Origin of the sequence: Rhodococcus sp. AH-ZY2, assembly GCF_030916465.1 — a bacterium.
Lineage (GTDB): Bacteria > Actinomycetota > Actinomycetes > Mycobacteriales > Mycobacteriaceae > Rhodococcus > Rhodococcus ruber.
Genome location: NZ_CP126458.1, coordinates 4,590,371 through 4,605,253, shown reverse-complemented (window position 1 = coordinate 4,605,253; position 14,883 = coordinate 4,590,371). Strand labels below are relative to the sequence as shown.

Below are 14,883 nucleotides of genomic sequence, written 5' to 3'. Positions count from 1 at the left end.
GCGGGTCACGCGCGCGAGGGGGTCGGTGACGGCGCCGGTTACGCCTGCGTCGTGCGCTGGGCGACGAGTGCGCGCAGCGCCCATTCGTAGCCGGCGACGCCGAGGCCGACGATGATCCCGGAGGCGACCGGGGAGATGTAGGAGTGGTGGCGGAACTCCTCGCGGGCATGGACGTTGGAGATGTGCACTTCGATGAGCGGCACGTGCGCGCCCTTGATCGCATCGTGCAGGGCCACCGAGGTGTGCGTGTAGGCACCCGCGTTGAACACCACGCCCAGGGATTCCCCGCGGGCGACCGCGGCGCCCGCGTCGTGGAGCGCATCGATCAGGACGCCTTCGTGGTTGGACTGCCGGAAGTCGATGTCGACGCCGAGTTCCTTGCCGACGTTGCGGCACAGGGTCTCCACGTCCTCGAGGGTCTGCGCGCCGTACACACCGGGCTCGCGGGTGCCGAGCAGATTGAGGTTGGGGCCGTTGAGTACGAGCACCGAGGTCATGAACGAATCTCCTTCGTTTTCTTCGAATTCCGAGGCAGTGCCCCGAAACGGTCTGTCAGCCGACGGGCAGGCCGGCGGTCACGGTGCTCGAACGCACGACGAGGTGGGTGCCGAGTTCCACGGGTCCGGCGTCCGGTGTGGTCTTTCCGTCGAGTACGTCGCACAGCAGATCGATGGCCGCCACACCGGCCTCGTCGAATGCCAGATGCACGGTGGTCAGCGGCGGCGAGGTCATCTCGCAGAACCACGAGTCGTCGAATCCGACGACCGAGTAGTCGCGGCCCGCGCGCAGTCCGTGCTCGGCGAAGCCCTGCATGAGGCCGACGGCGGCCTGATCGTTGTACGCGACGACGGCCGTCGTGCCGGCGTCGACCAGTTCGTCGGCCGCGTTCCGGCCCGCGGCGACGAAGTCGGGCTCGAGGGGGCCGAGCACCGTGCCGGTGATGCCCCGGGCGGCGCAGGCCGTGGTGAAGGCGGTCAGGCGCCGCCGCTGGGCGAGCCAGTAGTCGGGACCGCCGAGGTATGTGACGGCGGTGTGCCCGGCGTCGGCGAGGTGGTCCACCGCCTGGGACATGCCGTCGTCGGAGGTCAGCAACACGGCGGGCAGCTGCCCACAGGTGTGGTTGACCAGCACGACGGGGGTGACCCGTGCGAGATCCTCGAGGTCGGCGTCGGACATGCGGGGGGCGATGAGCACCAGTCCGTCGACCTGCCGGGCGATCGCCCGGACGAGGTCGAGTTCGTCGGCGGACCGTCCTTCGCCCGCCGCGACGAAGAGGGAGTAGCCGCGCTTGCGCGCCCGGTCCTGCGCGGTTTCGACGGCGGGACCGAACACGGGATTGCGGATGTCGGGGACGAGGAAGCCCAGGTTGTGGGTGCGGCCGAGGGCGAGCGAGCGGGCGGTGGGATTCGGGGTGAAGGACAGTGCCTCTGCCGCGGCGAACACCTTCGCGCGGGTGTCGGGACTGACCGCTTCCGGCCGGGAGAACACACGGGAGACCGTGGCGGTCGAGACGCCGGCGCGCGCCGCGACCTCGCGAAGCGTCGCCATGGGTCCTCCTCCGGGGTGGGGTCCCCCCACTGTGCAAGCGGTTACATCGCTTTGTCAAGGGTGGATGTAATCGCTTGCACGGAGGATCGGCGTGGGCGTCGCCCGTCCCCGGCGGGCGACGCGTCGCTCACGCGTCGATGCTGGACATGTCCCCGTAGCGCGCCCCGGCGACCGCCTCCCGGGGCACCGCCGACTCGATCGCGCCCAGCACCTCCGCGGTGAGCGACACGTCCACGGCCGCGATGTTCTCCTCGAGGAAACGCACCCGCTTCGTCCCGGGGATGGGGACCACGTCGTCACCCTGAGCGAGGACCCATGCCAGTGCCAGCTGACCAGGGGTGCAGTTCTCGGACCGGGCCAGGCGGCGGACGGCGGCCACGAGCGCCAGGTTCGCCTCCAGCGCCGCACCCTGGAATCGCGGGAAATAGGCGGTGCGGCGAGAATCCGAGCTCTCGAGATCGGACGGTGCCGTGATCGCGCCCGTCAGGATGCCGCGCCCGAGCGGCGAATACGGCACGAGCCCGATGCCGAGGTCACGCAGAGTCGGCAGGATCTCGTCCTCGATGTCGCGGGTGAACAGCGAATACTCGGTCTGCAACGCGGTGATCGGGTGGACGGCGTGGGCCCGGCGGATCGTCTCCGCGGATGCCTCCGACAGACCCAGATGGCGGACCTTCCCGGCCTGCACCAGTTCGGCCATCGCGCCGACGGTGTCCTCGATCGGCACGGTCCTGTCCACACGGTGCTGGTAGTAGAGATCGATGTGGTCGACGCCGAGGCGGCGGAGCGACGCGTCGCAGGCCGTGCGGACGTACTCGGGCCGGCCGTTGACGCCGAGGCGGGTGCCGTCCTCGGCGCGCTCGTTGCCGAACTTGGTCGCGAGGACCACGCGGTCGCGGCGATCCGCGACGGCGCGGCCGACGAGCTTCTCGTTGGTGAACGGGCCGTACATGTCGGCGGTGTCGAGCAACGTCACGCCGAGTTCGAGGGCCCGGTGAATCGTGGCGACGGCATCGGCCTCGTCCCCGGCGCCGTAGAACTCGGACATGCCCATGCATCCGAGCCCCATCGCCGAGACCGTCAGCGGCGACGCGGTGCCGAGCGTGCGGGTGCCGAGTGGGGGCCGAGAGGTGTTGTTCGTGGTCATGGCGTCGAGTCAAGACCTTCGAGCGCGCTCGAAGTCAAGCGCGAGCGCTCTCGCACGGTCCGTCGTCGAGGCCGCTCGTCCGGGAGCGATAGATGTCGATCTTGCCGTCGATCGCGGCGAGGTGCTCGGTCACCTGATCGAGCTGGGTGAGCACCCGTGCCCGGTGCGCGCGGAGCAGCGCGAGGCGGTCCTGTTCGTTGCCGCTGCCGGCCCGGCAGAGGGCCGCGTACTCGCGGATCTCGCGGATCGGCATGCCCGTCGCCCGCAGCCGGGTCAGCAACACCACCCAGGCGAGGTCGTCCTCGGTGTAGAGCCGGTGGCCGGAGGAGGAACGGCCGATCTCGCGGAGCATGAGGCCGTCGCGCTCGTAATAGCGGAGGGTGTGGGTGGTCAGACCGGTGCGCTCGGCGGCCTCGGCGATGGTCGCAACGGTCGTCGCGGAAGGGGCGGTCGTCATGGCTTCATGATCCGCCTCGGGGTGGTCCTGCGCTCCGCAGGCGATCCGGGGTGGCCGCATCGGCACCACAGGGTGCCTGTCGCGGCTCCGGACGGCGGCCGACGATGGGCGAACCCCGTCCCGCACCATCGTCAGGAGACTGCCATGAAGACCCGGATCCGCACCACCGTCGCGGTCGTCGCGACCTTGTTCGCCGTCGTCGTCGGTACCACAGGCGCCGCGAACGCCGCCACTGCGAGCCCGTCCGTCAGATGCGGCCACGTGACCATCCACTGCCCGGGCTGAGCGCGGCCGGCGTCGGGGACGTCGCCGTCCCCGGCGCCGCCCCCGTCGGCGCCGGGTGCGGCCCTCCGCGATGATGAGCAGATGATCGAGACACCTGTGATCGTGGGCATCGTGTCCATCTGCATCGGATTCGTGCTCTTCGTGCTCGCCGCGAGCGGAACCCGCGGCGGATGGAACCGGAAGCTGACGATCACGCTGTTCGTCCTGTCGGTCCTGTTCCTGACCCTCGTCCCGGTGACCGGCGCGGTCTTCTTCGCCACCTGACTTCCGATCGAGGACCGAACTCGTCCGCATTCCCGCCTACCGTCGTCGTAGCAGGAGAATCGATCTCACGAAGGGCGGAAAACGAGATGACCGAGCCGACCGGAGAACGCGCCGACATCCTCGACATCCTGGCCGAACAGCGGAAGACGTTCCTGATCACCCTCCGCGACCTCGACGACGAGCAGGCCCGCACCCGCAGCACCGTCAGCGAGCTGACCCTCGGTGGGCTGCTCAGGCACGTCGCGACCACCGAGCAGCACTGGATCGACACCATCCGCACACTCGACGACACCGCCGAGTTCGACATGGAGTCCGCGATGGAGCAGTACTTCATGCGCGACGACGACACGGTCGCCGGACTGCTCGAACGGTACGAGGCGATCGCGAAGGAGACGGAGGCGTTCGTCGCCGGCCTCGAGGACCTCGACCTGCCGGTGCCGCTGCCGACCGCGCCGTGGGCCCCGGAGCGGCAGTGGTGGAGCGCCCGGAAGGTGCTGCTGCACATCATCCGGGAGACCGCCCACCACAGCGGCCACGCCGACATCATCCGCGAATCCCTCGACGGCGCGAACACCACCAGGCAGCAGGGCGCCGACGCGGGGATGACCTTCGAGTAGCCGAGTCGTCGCTGCGCCGCGCGCCGCGGTGCTCGATGCGCGCGTGAGGACGCGCGCAGGAAGCACTTTCGGGCGCGAGGTCGCCGCCGAATCGCGGCGATCGGCGACACGCGGTCGGATGTCCTTGGTGCTCGCGGTTTCCGGGAGCAGTATCGGCCCATGTCGGCACTCTGGGACGAAGACGGCCGCGTCGCCTGGGAACTGCACGCGTCCGGGTGGGACTGGGAACAGATCGGTCGCGAACTCGCGTGCCCCGAGCACATCGCCCGCGAGATGTGCGAGAGACACGGCGCGGTGCTCGCGGAGCAGGCGCAGCAGGACCATCCGACGCTGTTCGACCTGCCCTGACATGACGGGCACCCGCACTCGCATCGCCCGGGTGCGGGTGCCCGTCGTCGTCAGTGGGCGGTCGCGACCTCCGCCCCGATGCCGGTCTCGGCGCGCACGAGCATCTCCGCGAACTTCTCGTCCTCGTGTGCGGAGCGTCCGCGCCGATTCTCGGCCACGAGTGAGCCGACGACGCACGCGGCCAGGCCGAGCGGCATGGTGACGATCACCGGCAGCTGGATCGTCAGGGGGGCCGGTCCGCTGCCGAGCCACAGCGCCTCGGTGAACATGAGACTGACGACGGTCGAGATCAGGCCGGTGAGGATTCCCCACACGGCGCCGGTGCTGTTGAAGCGCCGCCAGTTCAGGCTGAGCACCAGCGACGGCAGGTGGGCGCTGCCGGCCACCATGAACGCCATGCCCATGAAGTAGGTGATGTTGGTGTCGTCACCGATCAGCATGGTCAGCACTATTGCGACGACGCTGAATGCGACGGCACCGAACCGGGCGACGCGGGCCTGCGCGTTCTCCTCGCGTGTGCGCGCCGCGACGTCGAGTTCGTCCACCGGCGGCGTGCGGGTCAGCGCCGGCCAGATGTCGCGGGCGAAGGTGCCCGCGGCGGAGATCACCACGCCGGCGACGACGGCGACGATGCTCGCGAAGGCGACCGCCGCGACCATCGCGAGGGCGATCGAGCCGCCGATCGTGCCCACGCCGCCACCGAGTTCGGTGACGAGCACGGGCGCCGCGAGGTTGCCCCCGGCGCCGACCCGATCGGCGCCCTCGTCGCCCAGCAGGGCGGCGGCGCCGAAGCCCATGACGATGACGATGAGGTAGAACATGCTGCACAGCGCGACGGTCCAGCCCAGCGAGCGCCGGGCGGTGCTCGCCTCGGGGACGGTGAAGAAGCGGATCAGGATGTGCGCCATGCCCGCGGTGCCGAGCGCGAACGCCAGCGAGTACGACACGAGGTTCAGCGCGCTGGTCTGCCCGAAGATCAGGCCGGGGGACAGGACGGCTTCGCCCGCGACCGCGTGGTCGGTCGCGGTGTCGAGGACCTTCGGGAAGCTGAACCCGAACTGCGCGAGGATGCCCAGGCCGACCGCGACGGCGAGGACCGACAGGATCGTGGACTTGATGACCTGCACCCACGTGGTGGCGAGCATGCCGCCGACGAAGACGTAGATGCCCATGAGGGTGCCGGCGACGATGACGGACAGCCAGAACGGGATGCCGGAGACCGACTCGAGCAGCACCCCGGCCGCGACGAGTTGCGCGAGCAACACGAAGGTGCCGGTGGCGATGGTGCTCAGTGCCACGACGATTCGCACACTGCGTGCCTCGGTGCGGAACACGAGCACATCGGCGAGGGTGTACTTGCCCACGTTGCGCATCTTCTCCGCGAGCAGGAACAGCACGGGCAGGAACGAGACCACCGAGGTGCAGAGGATGACCGCACCGTCGACGCCCTTGTAGAAGATCAGGCCGGTGGTGCCGAGAAAGCTTCCGGCCGAGATGAATTCACCGGCGATCGCGAAACCGTTCTGCCAGCTCGAGATCGAGCGGCCGGCGGCGAAGAACCCGTCGGCGCTGCGGGCCCGCCGGGACACGGCGAACGTGACCCACAGGGTCAGCGAGATCACCGCCGCGCAGATCGCGATGGCGAGATAGTCGGCGTCGCCGGTCATGCCGCACGCTCCTGGTTCTCGAGGACGGCCGCGACGGCGGCGTCGGCGGCGGGCTGGATGTAGGTCCGGGTGAGCCGGAAGTAGGCGTAGACGAGCACCCACGTCCCGGCGAACTGGGAGAACACGACCCACAGCGAGAGGGGCACGCCGAGCAGTTCGGTCTCGCCGAGGAAGCCGGGGAAGTAGGCGAAGCCGGCGAGGAAGGACGCGAAGAGGACGATCGCGAGGCCGCCGAGGGAGTTGGTCACGGTGCGCCGACGGCGGCGCAGTTCGGCGACCTCGGGCAGGGCGAGCATCGCGCTCCAGGTCGGTTGCGTGCGCAGTTCGGTCACGGTCGCACCGCCGCACGCCGCGCCGTCTCGAGCGCGAACAGGTTCTCGTCCCAGCCCTGTTCGAGCGGGCCGAAGAAGTGGAAGCGGACCTGTTTGACCCGGTAGCGCCAGCGGCCGTCGACCTTGACGACCTCGTCGGTGTAGCGGCCGGCGGCGATCGCGGGGGCGCCGTCGGTGACGCAGGGCTGCCACAGGAACGACCGCACGGTGGCGCGGTCGCCGTCGAGGTCGATCTCCATGTTCGTGATGAAGTGCCAGAACGTCGTCAGTCCGCCGGCGGCGAGGCCGGCGAAGAACTCGCGCATCTCGGCCTTGCCGCGGGGACGGGACAGGCCGTCGAACTCGCCGTCGTCGGTGAACAGGTCCATCAGGGCGTCCCAGTCGCCGTCGTCGAGATGGCGGCAGTAGCGGGCGTCGAGCGAACGGATCGCCTCGAGGTCCTCGAGGCGGGCGATCCGCTCGGCGAGCGTGAGATCGGGGAGGGTGGTCACAGTGCGTCCTTCGACGAAGTGGTTAACGCATGTTCATGTGAGGTGGACCATAAACGGAGCGCAATGGACACGTCAAGACGGCCTTCTTGCTGGTCGCGACCCGGACCTCTACCCTGCACCTCATGAACACTCGATCGGGCACGGCCCTGGTGGGCGTCCGCGAACGGATCCTCGACGCGGCGCTCGACGAGTTCTTCGCGGCCGGTTTCCACGGCGCCACGATGCGCACGATCGCCAACCGTGCTGGTTGCAGCGCCGCGAACGTCTACAACCACTTCGAGAACAAGTCGGAGCTGCTCGTCGAGATCCTCCGCGCGGCCAGCGACGAGCAGTTCACCGCCACGCGTACCGCCCTGCGCAAGGCCGGCCCCGATCCCGCCGAGCAGTGGCGGACCGCAGTGGTGGCGCATGCGCTGTTCACCGCCCGCAACCCGCGCGAGTGCCTGGTGGCGAACACCGAGCTGCGGTACTTGGGCGAGGTGGACCGCAAGCGGGTCGTGGGCTCGCGCGACGCCCAGGAGCAGCTGTTCGTCGACATCGCGGAAAAGGGTGTCGAGCTGGGCGTCTTCGAGGTTCCGCACGTGCATCAGGCGGTGACCGCCGTGCTGACGATGTGCGCCGGGATCCCGCTGTGGTTCCGGCCCGACGGGCCGCTGAGCGCCACCGAGGTGGCCGGCGACTACGGCCGGTACGCCCTCAACCTGCTCGGCTACCGCCCGTCCTGAACCGGCCGTTGACGCGTGGGCGGCGTCGTGCTCTACTGGGTGAACAAGCGTTAATGACCAGATTCTGGTTCATCGAGGGAGTCCCCAATGACCCACCGGCCGTCGCAGCCGCGCACCGACACCCCGCGGTACCTCACCGAAGAGCGCCTCGCCATCCGCGACCTCGCCCGCGACTTCGCCATGACGAAGGTGCTGCCCGTCGCCAACGAACTCGACCCCGTCCAGGGCACCATCCCCGACTCGCTGAAAAAGGAGATGGCCGAGATCGGGTTCTTCGGCATCATGATCCCCGAGGAGCACGGCGGCCTCGGCCTCGGCGTGTTCGAGTACTGCCTGGTCGCCGAGGAACTGTCCCGGGCCTGGATGAGCGTATCGGGGCTGCTCGCCCGCGGTAACGGCATGGGCGGCGGCTTCACCCCCGCGCAGGAGGCAGCCCTGCTCCCGAAGGTGGCCCGCGGCGAATACCTCGGCGCGTACGCGCTGTCCGAGGCGGAGGCCGGCTCCGACGTCGCCAACATCTCCTGCCGGGCCGTCCGCGACGGCGACGAATGGGTCGTCAACGGCACGAAGATGTGGTGCACCTACGCCGACGAGGCCGACTACCTGGTGCTGTTCGCCCGCACCGATCCGCACAGGGATCCGGCCAAGCCGCACCGGGGAATCAGCGCGTTCCTCGTCGAGAAGCAGCGCGGCGTCTTCCCGGAGGGGATCTCGGGCACCAAGGTCCGCAAGATCGGTTACTTCGGCTGGAGTACCTGGGAACTGTCGTTCGACAACTTCCGCATCCCCGCCGACAAGATGCTCGGCGAGGAAGGAAAGGGCTTCTACCTCGCCGTCTCCGGGCTCGAGGTCGGCCGCGCCCACACCGCCGCCCGCGCGATCGGCCTCGCCCGCGCGGCCCTCGAGGACTCGATCGCCTACGTGCACACCCGGCGTCAGTTCGGCCGGCCCATCGGCGACTTCCAGCACCTGCGGTTCAAGATCGCGAAGATGGCGGCCGACATCGAGGCGGCCCGCCAGCTCATGTACTCCGTCGCCACCGACATCGACACCGGACGCCGCTGCTCGCTCGAGGCGTCGATGTGCAAGCTCGTCGCCACCGAGATGGCCGAGCAGGTCACCAGCGAGGCGGTGCAGATCCACGGCGGCGCCGGCTACACCACCGACTTCCAGGTCGAACGACACTGGCGCGACGCCCGCCTGACGAAGATCTTCGAAGGCACCAGCGAGATCCAGATGCGCATCATCTCCGACGAGCTGCTCGGAAGGCCGGAAACCGCATGAGCACCACCGTGACCGCATCGCCCACCGTCCGCGTCGGCGATCGTACCGCCGCTCCCGTCCGGATGACCTCCGAGCTGCTTTCCGAGTCCGGAATCGTCCTCCCCACAGGCACACTCGCTCTCGGCACCGTGGCCGCCGAGCTACTCACCCCGCGCGTGCCGGCCGCACATCGCACGGGGCTGCGCTGGACCGCGATCGCGCCGGTCACGGCGGTGGACCGGATCCGGTCGGAGGCCGTCGTCACCCGCGTCGAGGGCACCACCGCCGAGCGGTTCGTCCGCGTGCTCGACGCCGCCGGGGCCGTCCGCGAGGAGGGGACCGAGACCTGGCAGCTCGACTCGCCGGCCGCGACCGCCACCGAGCTCGACTTCTGCACCCCTGCGTGGGGAGAGTTGTTGCGCGGCAGCCTCGCCGACGATCCGGCCTTCGCCTCGTCGCTGGCCACCTGGGACGGCACCGTCGGCCTGCGCAGCGGCGACCGCGAGGTGCACCTGCGGATCTACCGTGGCCGCATCGTCGACGTCACCCGCCGCACCCCGCACGGTGCCACCTTCACGTTCGTCGCACCCGACCACCTGTGGGTCGACCTGGTCCTCGGTGCGCGCGACGACTTCATGCGCCGCGCGATCGGTGGCGAATTCTCCGCCACCGGAGACGGATACGAGTACCTCCGGCTCACCAAGCCGCTGAACCTGATCATCGGCCACGCCCGTGCCGTCGCGAGAAAGGCCCGCTCATGATCGAGGCCCGCTACCTGGACATCGACGGAGCCCTCGGGTTCGTCGAGATCGTCACGCCCGACGGGACTCCCGCCGCCGACACGCTGCCCACCGTGCTGTGCCTGCACACCGCCGGCCAGAGCGGAGTGCAGTGGCGGCACGTCGCCCGCGACCTCGCCGTCCGCGGCTACCGCGTCCTCGTGCCCGACCTGCCCGGCCACGGCCGCTCCGAGCCGGCCCCGGCCGGACCGGTCACCAGCCTCACCACCTACGGCGACTGGCTCGGCGCCCTGCTCGACGCGCTCGACGTGCACCGGCCGTACGTGCTCGGCTGCTCCATCGGCGGCAAGCTGACCCTCGAGCTCGCCACCCGGCCCGACCGGCCGCTCGCCGGCGCCGTCGCGATGGAGGCCGAGGCCGCTCCGGGCCGGGTCAACGTCGCCGGTCTGCGGCGCGAACTCGAGGACGTCGCCGGGCCGTCGCGCGCCGAACGGACCTACCTCGGCACCCTCGCCTCCGTCGGGCGTTCGGTACCCGCCGCGACGGCGCACCGGATCGCCCTCATGCACAAGCGGGAGGACCCGGAGATCTCCTCGTCCGACCTCATCGGCTGGGGCACCCACGACGTCCGCGACCGCCTGTCGCAGTTGACCTGCCCCCTGCACCTCGTCGTCGGCTCGGACGACCCGTGGCTCGAGCCGGACGCCGTCGCGGACCTCGCCGCCCGGATCAACGAGATCTCGCCCGGGCGCGCACGGTTCACCCGGCTCGACGGCATCGGTCACTACCCGATGGAGGAGGTCGACGACTTCGCCGCGCTCGCCGACGCCTGGCTCACCGAGCTGCGTGCCGCCCCCGCGGAGGTGCTGTCGTGACCGCCACGACCACCGCGGGGCTCGCTGCCTTCCTCGACGACCTCGTCGCCGCCGATCCGGACGCCGTGGCCACCTACGACGCCGCCGACGGCCGGCTGCTGCCCTGCACCCGGACCGAGCTGCGCCGCCGCGCACAGGCGCTGCGGTCCGAACTCGAGGCCGCCGGCGTCGAGCGCGGCCGGTGCGTCGCCGTCCTGCTCCCCAACTGGTCCGACGCGCTCGTCTGGCAGTTCGCGGCCGCCGCGCTCGGCGCCCACGTCATCGGGGTCAACACCCGCTACAACACCGGGGAGGTGGCCCACATCCTCACGGCCGCGCGGCCCGCGGTCGTGGCCGTCGCGGCCGGCTTCCACGGGCTCGACCTGTTCGGCACCCTGCGCGACGCGGCGGGCACCGCGGCGGTGCCGCCCCCCGCGGTCTGCGTCGTGGACGGCCCCGGCACCGACGCCGGCGATCCGACCGGATTCGATCTCGGCGCGGGCTCCTGGTGGGCGGGCAGCGGCGACACCCGCGGGGTGCGCGTCCCGGACACCCCGGACACCGCCGTGCCCACCCCGGCCGGGACGGAGGACGATCCGGCGGATCCGCTGGCCGTCGCGTTCACCACCTCCGGCTCCACCGGCACCCCGAAGCTCGCGGCGCACCGGGACTCCGCGGTGGTGCGGCACGCCCGCGCGGACGCCGCGATCATGCGGGTCGCCCCCGGCGACGTCGCGCTGTGCGTGCTGCCGGTGTCCGGCGTGTTCGGCTACAGCACCGCGATGGCCGCCCTCGCCGGGGGCGCCACGCTGCTCATGGAGCCGGTCTTCGACGCGGCGGCGACGCTGCGCCGCATGGAGCACCTGCACGTGACGCACGTGGTCGGCGGCGACGACCTGTTCGGACGCCTGTACGACACGTGGCACGGCGAGGTGCGGGCCGACCTGTCCGCGCTGAAGTGGCTCGGCATCGCCGACTTCCTCGGCCGTTCCCACGAGATCGCCCGCTGGGCCCGCGACGAGTTCGCCGCCCACACCTCGGGGGTGTTCGGCTCGTCCGAGGTGTTCGCGCTGACCCTGCTCTGGTCGGACTCCGACCCGGAGTCGGTGCGCTGGAACGGCGGCGGCCGGCCGGTCGATCCGGCGATCCGGGTGCGTATCGCCGACCCGCTCGACGACCGGGTGCTGCCGGACGGCGAGCAGGGCGAGCTGCAACTGCGCGGCCCCAACGTCGTCGACGCGTACCTCGGCAACCCGGACGCCGCGGCGCGCGCGTTCACCGCCGACGGCTGGTTCCGCAGCGGCGATCTCGCTGTCGCGACCGGCGACGGCGGCTGCACCTACGTGTGCCGGATGGGAGACGTGCTGCGGCTGCGGGGATTTCTCGTGGACCCGGCCGAGATCGAGCACCGGCTGGCCGAGCATCCCGGGGTGCGGACGGCCAAGGTCGTCGGCATCACCGGCGACGGCGGCTACACCCGGGCCGTGGGCTTCGTCGTCCCCGCCGACGACGCCCCGGCCGACTTCGATGCGGCATCGCTGAAGGCCTGGTGTGCCGACACACTCGCCGCGTTCAAGGTGCCCACGGCGATTCACGTCATCGAGGCGATGCCCACGACGGTGGGCGGCAACGGCACCAAGATCCGTGCCGTGGAGCTGCGCGAGTGGGCGCAGGACTGGACCGATCGGGAGAGGGATTTCCGAAATGACCACAACTGATGCGACCGCCGACGACGTGGTGATCTGCGAACCCCTGCGCACGCCCGTCGGGCGGTACGGCGGGGTGTTCGTCGACGTGCCCGCCACCGACCTCGCCGCCGGGGTGATCTCGGAACTGCTGTCCCGCACCGGGGTCGACCCCGAGTCGGTGGACGACGTGATCTTCGGCCAGTGCTACCCCAACGGGGAGGCCCCCGCGATCGGCCGCGTCGTCGCGCTCGACGCGGGCCTGCCGGTGACGGTGCCGGGCCTGCAGCTCGACCGGCGGTGCGGCTCCGGGCTGCAGGCCGTGCTCGACGCCGCGATGCGCGTGCAGACGGGCGTGGCCGACGTCGTGATCGCCGGCGGCGTCGAATCCATGAGCCGTGCCGAGTACTACACCGAATCGATGCGGTGGGGCGCCAAGGGCGCGCCGGCCGCGCTGCACGACCGGCTCGCCCGTGGCCGTGTCACCGCCGGCGGACGCAACCATCCCGTGCCCGGCGGGATGCTCGAGACCGCGGAGAATCTGCGCCGCAGGTACGGGATCGGTCGTCGCGAACAGGACGAGCTGGCGGTCGAGTCGCACCGGCGTGCGGTGGCGGCGATCGACTCGGGGGTGTTCGCGGAGGAGATCGTGCCGGTGTCCGTGCCCCAGCGCAAGGGTGACGACCGGGTCGTGGACCGGGACGAGCACCCGCGGGCCGACACCACCGTCGACACCCTCGCCAGGCTCCGGCCGATCATGGCGGCGCAGGACCCGGAGGCGACGGTGACCGCAGGTAACGCCAGCGGTCAGAACGACGGTGCCGCAGCGTGTCTCGTCACGACCCGCGCCCATGCGGAGCGGCTCGGCCTGCGACCGCTGGGCCGGCTGGTCACGTGGGCGGTGGCCGGTGTCGCACCGGCCGAGATGGGCATCGGACCGGTGCCCTCGACCGAGAAGGCCCTGAAGCGGGCCGGTCTCACGCTCGCCGACATCGACCTGATCGAACTCAACGAGGCGTTCGCGGCGCAGGCGCTGGCGGTGACCCGCGAGTGGGGCTTCACGGCAGCCGATTTCGAGCGGACCAACGTCAACGGCTCGGGAATCTCGCTCGGTCACCCGGTCGGGGCGACCGGCGTGCGCATCCTCGCCACGCTGCTGCGCGAACTCGACCGCCGCGGAGCGCGGTACGGACTCGAGACGATGTGCATCGGCGGTGGGCAGGGGTTGACGGCGATCTTCGAGAGGGTGGCATGACGACGCGCCCGCTCGACGGGGTGCGCGTCGTCGACCTGTCCAGCTTCGTCGCCGGACCGACCGCCGGGCGCATCCTCGCCGAGCTCGGCGCGGACGTGATCCGTGTGGACCCGCTCGGTGGCGCGGTCGACGGTGGTCGCTGGCCCCTCGCGGGGTCGGGGGCGAGCCTGTACTGGACGGGCCTGAACCAGGCGAAGCGGTCCGTCGCGGTGGATCTGCGCAGCGAGGACGGCCGCGCCGTCGTCACCGACCTGATCGCCGAGGCGGGCATCGTGCTCGAGAACGCGGCTCGCGCGTCCTGGCTCGCGCACGACGTGCTCGCCGCACGGCGGCCCGACCTGATCCACCTGCACATCGCCGGCAACGCCGACGGCTCGCCCGCGGTGGACTACACCGTCAACGCCGCGGTCGGCCTGCCCCTGATGACCGGACCCGTCGACGGGACGGTCCCGGTGAACCACGTGCTACCGGCCTGGGACCTGCTCACCGGGGTGCAGGCGGCCCTGGGCATCGTCGCCGCGCTGCGGCGGCGGGATCGCACGGGCGAGGGCGCCTACCTCGAACTCGCCCTCGAGGACGTCGCGGTGTCCGCGGTCGCGAGCATGGGCTGGCTGGCCGAGGCGGAGGACCGCGGGGCCGGCCGGGAGCGGCAGGGCAACGCGCTGTACGGCAGCTACGGGTCGGATTTCGCCACCGCCGACGGCCGTGCCGTGATGGTCGTCGGCCTCACCGCCGCCCAGTGGCGGGGGCTCGTCGAGGTCACCGGCACCGCCGAGGTGTTCGCGGCACTCGAACGGCATCGCGGGCTGCGATTCGCCGACGAGGGCGACCGCTACGCCGCGCGGGACGAGATCACCGCGATCCTGCGTCCGTGGTTCGCGGCGCGCACGCTCGCCGAGATCGAGAAGGAACTGTCCGGCAGCCGGGTGCTGTGGGCGCCGTACCGGACCATGGACGAGGTGGCCGCCCGCGAGTATGCCGTGATCGAGCGCGTCGAACAGCCCGGTGTCGGTGCGGTACCGACGGCGCGTTCCCCGTTGCGCTGGGACGGGACGTACACCGGGGCGCGCCCGGCGCCGAGCCACGGGCAGCACACCCGCGAGGTTCTGGCGGAACTCGGGCTGGGACCCGGCAGCATCGACGCGCTCCTGGATGCCCAGGCGGGGACGCCGGCGCCGTCGGCCCGGCCCGACGGGGCGTAGCAC

18 protein-coding genes are annotated in these 14,883 nt (G+C 71.2%); 11 read left to right on the top strand and 7 right to left on the bottom strand.

The genetic code is table 11. From position 1 onward, the window contains the following. Positions 1-38: 38 nt before the first annotated feature. The 4 genes from aroQ to QNA09_RS22165 all read right to left on the bottom strand — a co-directional run bounded on the left by aroQ (position 39) and on the right by QNA09_RS22165 (position 3,152). A complete protein-coding gene (aroQ, locus tag QNA09_RS22180) occupies positions 39-497 on the bottom strand; it encodes a type II 3-dehydroquinate dehydratase (protein ID WP_003938779.1) in 459 nt (152 codons plus the stop codon). 55 nt (positions 498-552) lie between these two features. Then, the gene (locus tag QNA09_RS22175) at positions 553-1,548 is read right to left on the bottom strand and encodes a LacI family DNA-binding transcriptional regulator (RefSeq protein WP_308072098.1); all 996 of its coding nucleotides are present in this window, start codon (positions 1,546-1,548) and stop codon (positions 553-555) included. A gap of 127 nt (positions 1,549-1,675) precedes the next feature. Next, complete coding sequence (locus QNA09_RS22170) at positions 1,676-2,617, bottom strand: aldo/keto reductase (protein WP_230831592.1); 942 nt, start codon at positions 2,615-2,617, stop codon at positions 1,676-1,678. A 112-nt stretch (positions 2,618-2,729) separates the two neighbouring features. Next, entirely contained in the window at positions 2,730-3,152 is a 423-nt protein-coding gene (locus QNA09_RS22165) for a MerR family transcriptional regulator (protein ID WP_010594089.1), read from the bottom strand. Positions 3,153-3,296: 144 nt separating this feature from the next. On the opposite strand from QNA09_RS22165, the gene QNA09_RS22160 reads away from it, so the two are divergent. From QNA09_RS22160 to QNA09_RS22145, 4 genes are all read left to right on the top strand, one after another. Then, positions 3,297-3,437 carry a hypothetical protein gene (locus QNA09_RS22160; protein WP_308072097.1) on the top strand — a complete coding sequence of 47 codons (141 nt, stop codon included), beginning with the start codon at positions 3,297-3,299 and terminating at the stop codon, positions 3,435-3,437. An 81-nt stretch (positions 3,438-3,518) separates the two neighbouring features. Further along, positions 3,519-3,701, top strand: a complete 183-nt coding sequence (locus QNA09_RS22155) for a hypothetical protein (protein WP_003938777.1) — start codon at positions 3,519-3,521, stop codon at positions 3,699-3,701. A gap of 86 nt (positions 3,702-3,787) precedes the next feature. Then, positions 3,788-4,318 carry a DinB family protein gene (locus QNA09_RS22150; protein WP_010594088.1) on the top strand — a complete coding sequence of 177 codons (531 nt, stop codon included), beginning with the start codon at positions 3,788-3,790 and terminating at the stop codon, positions 4,316-4,318. A gap of 159 nt (positions 4,319-4,477) precedes the next feature. Then, positions 4,478-4,666 carry a hypothetical protein gene (locus tag QNA09_RS22145; protein WP_003938775.1) on the top strand — a complete coding sequence of 63 codons (189 nt, stop codon included), beginning with the start codon at positions 4,478-4,480 and terminating at the stop codon, positions 4,664-4,666. A 50-nt stretch (positions 4,667-4,716) separates the two neighbouring features. On the opposite strand, the gene QNA09_RS22140 is transcribed toward QNA09_RS22145, so the two are convergent. The 3 genes from QNA09_RS22140 to QNA09_RS22130 are packed head-to-tail and all read right to left on the bottom strand — an operon-like array spanning position 4,717 to position 7,156. Continuing rightward, the gene (locus tag QNA09_RS22140; RefSeq protein WP_017680100.1) at positions 4,717-6,333 is read right to left on the bottom strand and encodes a cation acetate symporter; all 1,617 of its coding nucleotides are present in this window, start codon (positions 6,331-6,333) and stop codon (positions 4,717-4,719) included. After that, entirely contained in the window at positions 6,330-6,665 is a 336-nt protein-coding gene (locus QNA09_RS22135; protein ID WP_308072096.1) for a DUF485 domain-containing protein, read from the bottom strand. The genes QNA09_RS22140 and QNA09_RS22135 overlap by 4 nt, the downstream gene beginning before the upstream one ends. After that, positions 6,662-7,156, bottom strand: a complete 495-nt coding sequence (locus QNA09_RS22130) for a nuclear transport factor 2 family protein (RefSeq protein WP_302069467.1) — start codon at positions 7,154-7,156, stop codon at positions 6,662-6,664. The genes QNA09_RS22135 and QNA09_RS22130 overlap by 4 nt, the downstream gene beginning before the upstream one ends. Before the next feature lie 122 nt (positions 7,157-7,278). Between QNA09_RS22130 and QNA09_RS22125 the strand changes: the two genes are divergently transcribed. From QNA09_RS22125 to QNA09_RS22095, 7 genes are all read left to right on the top strand, one after another. Then, positions 7,279-7,881: a TetR/AcrR family transcriptional regulator gene (locus tag QNA09_RS22125; protein WP_026137610.1), complete on the top strand. Its 603-nt coding sequence runs from the start codon at positions 7,279-7,281 to the stop codon at positions 7,879-7,881. 87 nt (positions 7,882-7,968) lie between these two features. Continuing rightward, positions 7,969-9,165, top strand: a complete 1,197-nt coding sequence (locus QNA09_RS22120) for an acyl-CoA dehydrogenase family protein (RefSeq protein ID WP_010594083.1) — start codon at positions 7,969-7,971, stop codon at positions 9,163-9,165. Next, entirely contained in the window at positions 9,162-9,905 is a 744-nt protein-coding gene (locus QNA09_RS22115; RefSeq protein WP_010594082.1) for a hypothetical protein, read from the top strand. The genes QNA09_RS22120 and QNA09_RS22115 overlap by 4 nt, the downstream gene beginning before the upstream one ends. Beyond that, a complete protein-coding gene (locus tag QNA09_RS22110; protein WP_010594081.1) occupies positions 9,902-10,759 on the top strand; it encodes an alpha/beta fold hydrolase in 858 nt (285 codons plus the stop codon). The genes QNA09_RS22115 and QNA09_RS22110 overlap by 4 nt, the downstream gene beginning before the upstream one ends. Beyond that, positions 10,756-12,456 (top strand): AMP-binding protein, encoded by a 1,701-nt coding sequence (locus QNA09_RS22105; RefSeq protein ID WP_099528089.1) that lies wholly within the window; start codon positions 10,756-10,758, stop codon positions 12,454-12,456. Before QNA09_RS22110 ends, QNA09_RS22105 begins: the two co-directional genes overlap by 4 nt. After that, a complete protein-coding gene (locus tag QNA09_RS22100) occupies positions 12,443-13,678 on the top strand; it encodes an acetyl-CoA C-acetyltransferase (protein WP_308072095.1) in 1,236 nt (411 codons plus the stop codon). The genes QNA09_RS22105 and QNA09_RS22100 overlap by 14 nt, the downstream gene beginning before the upstream one ends. Next, a complete protein-coding gene (locus QNA09_RS22095; protein ID WP_308072094.1) occupies positions 13,675-14,880 on the top strand; it encodes a CoA transferase in 1,206 nt (401 codons plus the stop codon). Before QNA09_RS22100 ends, QNA09_RS22095 begins: the two co-directional genes overlap by 4 nt. The last annotated feature ends 3 nt before the right edge of the window (positions 14,881-14,883 follow it).

Bases quoted from the DNA above. Each gene is read 5' to 3' on its own strand.
- aroQ (WP_003938779.1), bottom strand. From the start codon at position 497: ATGACCTCGGTGCTCGTACTCAACGGCCCCAACCTCAATCTGCTCGGC.
- QNA09_RS22175 (WP_308072098.1), bottom strand. From the start codon at position 1,548: ATGGCGACGCTTCGCGAGGTCGCGGCGCGCGCCGGCGTCTCGACCGCC.
- QNA09_RS22170 (WP_230831592.1), bottom strand. From the start codon at position 2,617: ATGGGGCTCGGATGCATGGGCATGTCCGAGTTCTACGGCGCCGGGGAC.
- QNA09_RS22165 (WP_010594089.1), bottom strand. From the start codon at position 3,152: ATGACGACCGCCCCTTCCGCGACGACCGTTGCGACCATCGCCGAGGCC.
- QNA09_RS22160 (WP_308072097.1), top strand. From the start codon at position 3,297: ATGAAGACCCGGATCCGCACCACCGTCGCGGTCGTCGCGACCTTGTTC.
- QNA09_RS22155 (WP_003938777.1), top strand. From the start codon at position 3,519: ATGATCGAGACACCTGTGATCGTGGGCATCGTGTCCATCTGCATCGGA.
- QNA09_RS22150 (WP_010594088.1), top strand. From the start codon at position 3,788: ATGACCGAGCCGACCGGAGAACGCGCCGACATCCTCGACATCCTGGCC.
- QNA09_RS22145 (WP_003938775.1), top strand. From the start codon at position 4,478: ATGTCGGCACTCTGGGACGAAGACGGCCGCGTCGCCTGGGAACTGCAC.
- QNA09_RS22140 (WP_017680100.1), bottom strand. From the start codon at position 6,333: ATGACCGGCGACGCCGACTATCTCGCCATCGCGATCTGCGCGGCGGTG.
- QNA09_RS22125 (WP_026137610.1), top strand. From the start codon at position 7,279: ATGAACACTCGATCGGGCACGGCCCTGGTGGGCGTCCGCGAACGGATC.
- QNA09_RS22120 (WP_010594083.1), top strand. From the start codon at position 7,969: ATGACCCACCGGCCGTCGCAGCCGCGCACCGACACCCCGCGGTACCTC.
- QNA09_RS22115 (WP_010594082.1), top strand. From the start codon at position 9,162: ATGAGCACCACCGTGACCGCATCGCCCACCGTCCGCGTCGGCGATCGT.
- QNA09_RS22110 (WP_010594081.1), top strand. From the start codon at position 9,902: ATGATCGAGGCCCGCTACCTGGACATCGACGGAGCCCTCGGGTTCGTC.
- QNA09_RS22100 (WP_308072095.1), top strand. From the start codon at position 12,443: ATGACCACAACTGATGCGACCGCCGACGACGTGGTGATCTGCGAACCC.
- QNA09_RS22095 (WP_308072094.1), top strand. From the start codon at position 13,675: ATGACGACGCGCCCGCTCGACGGGGTGCGCGTCGTCGACCTGTCCAGC.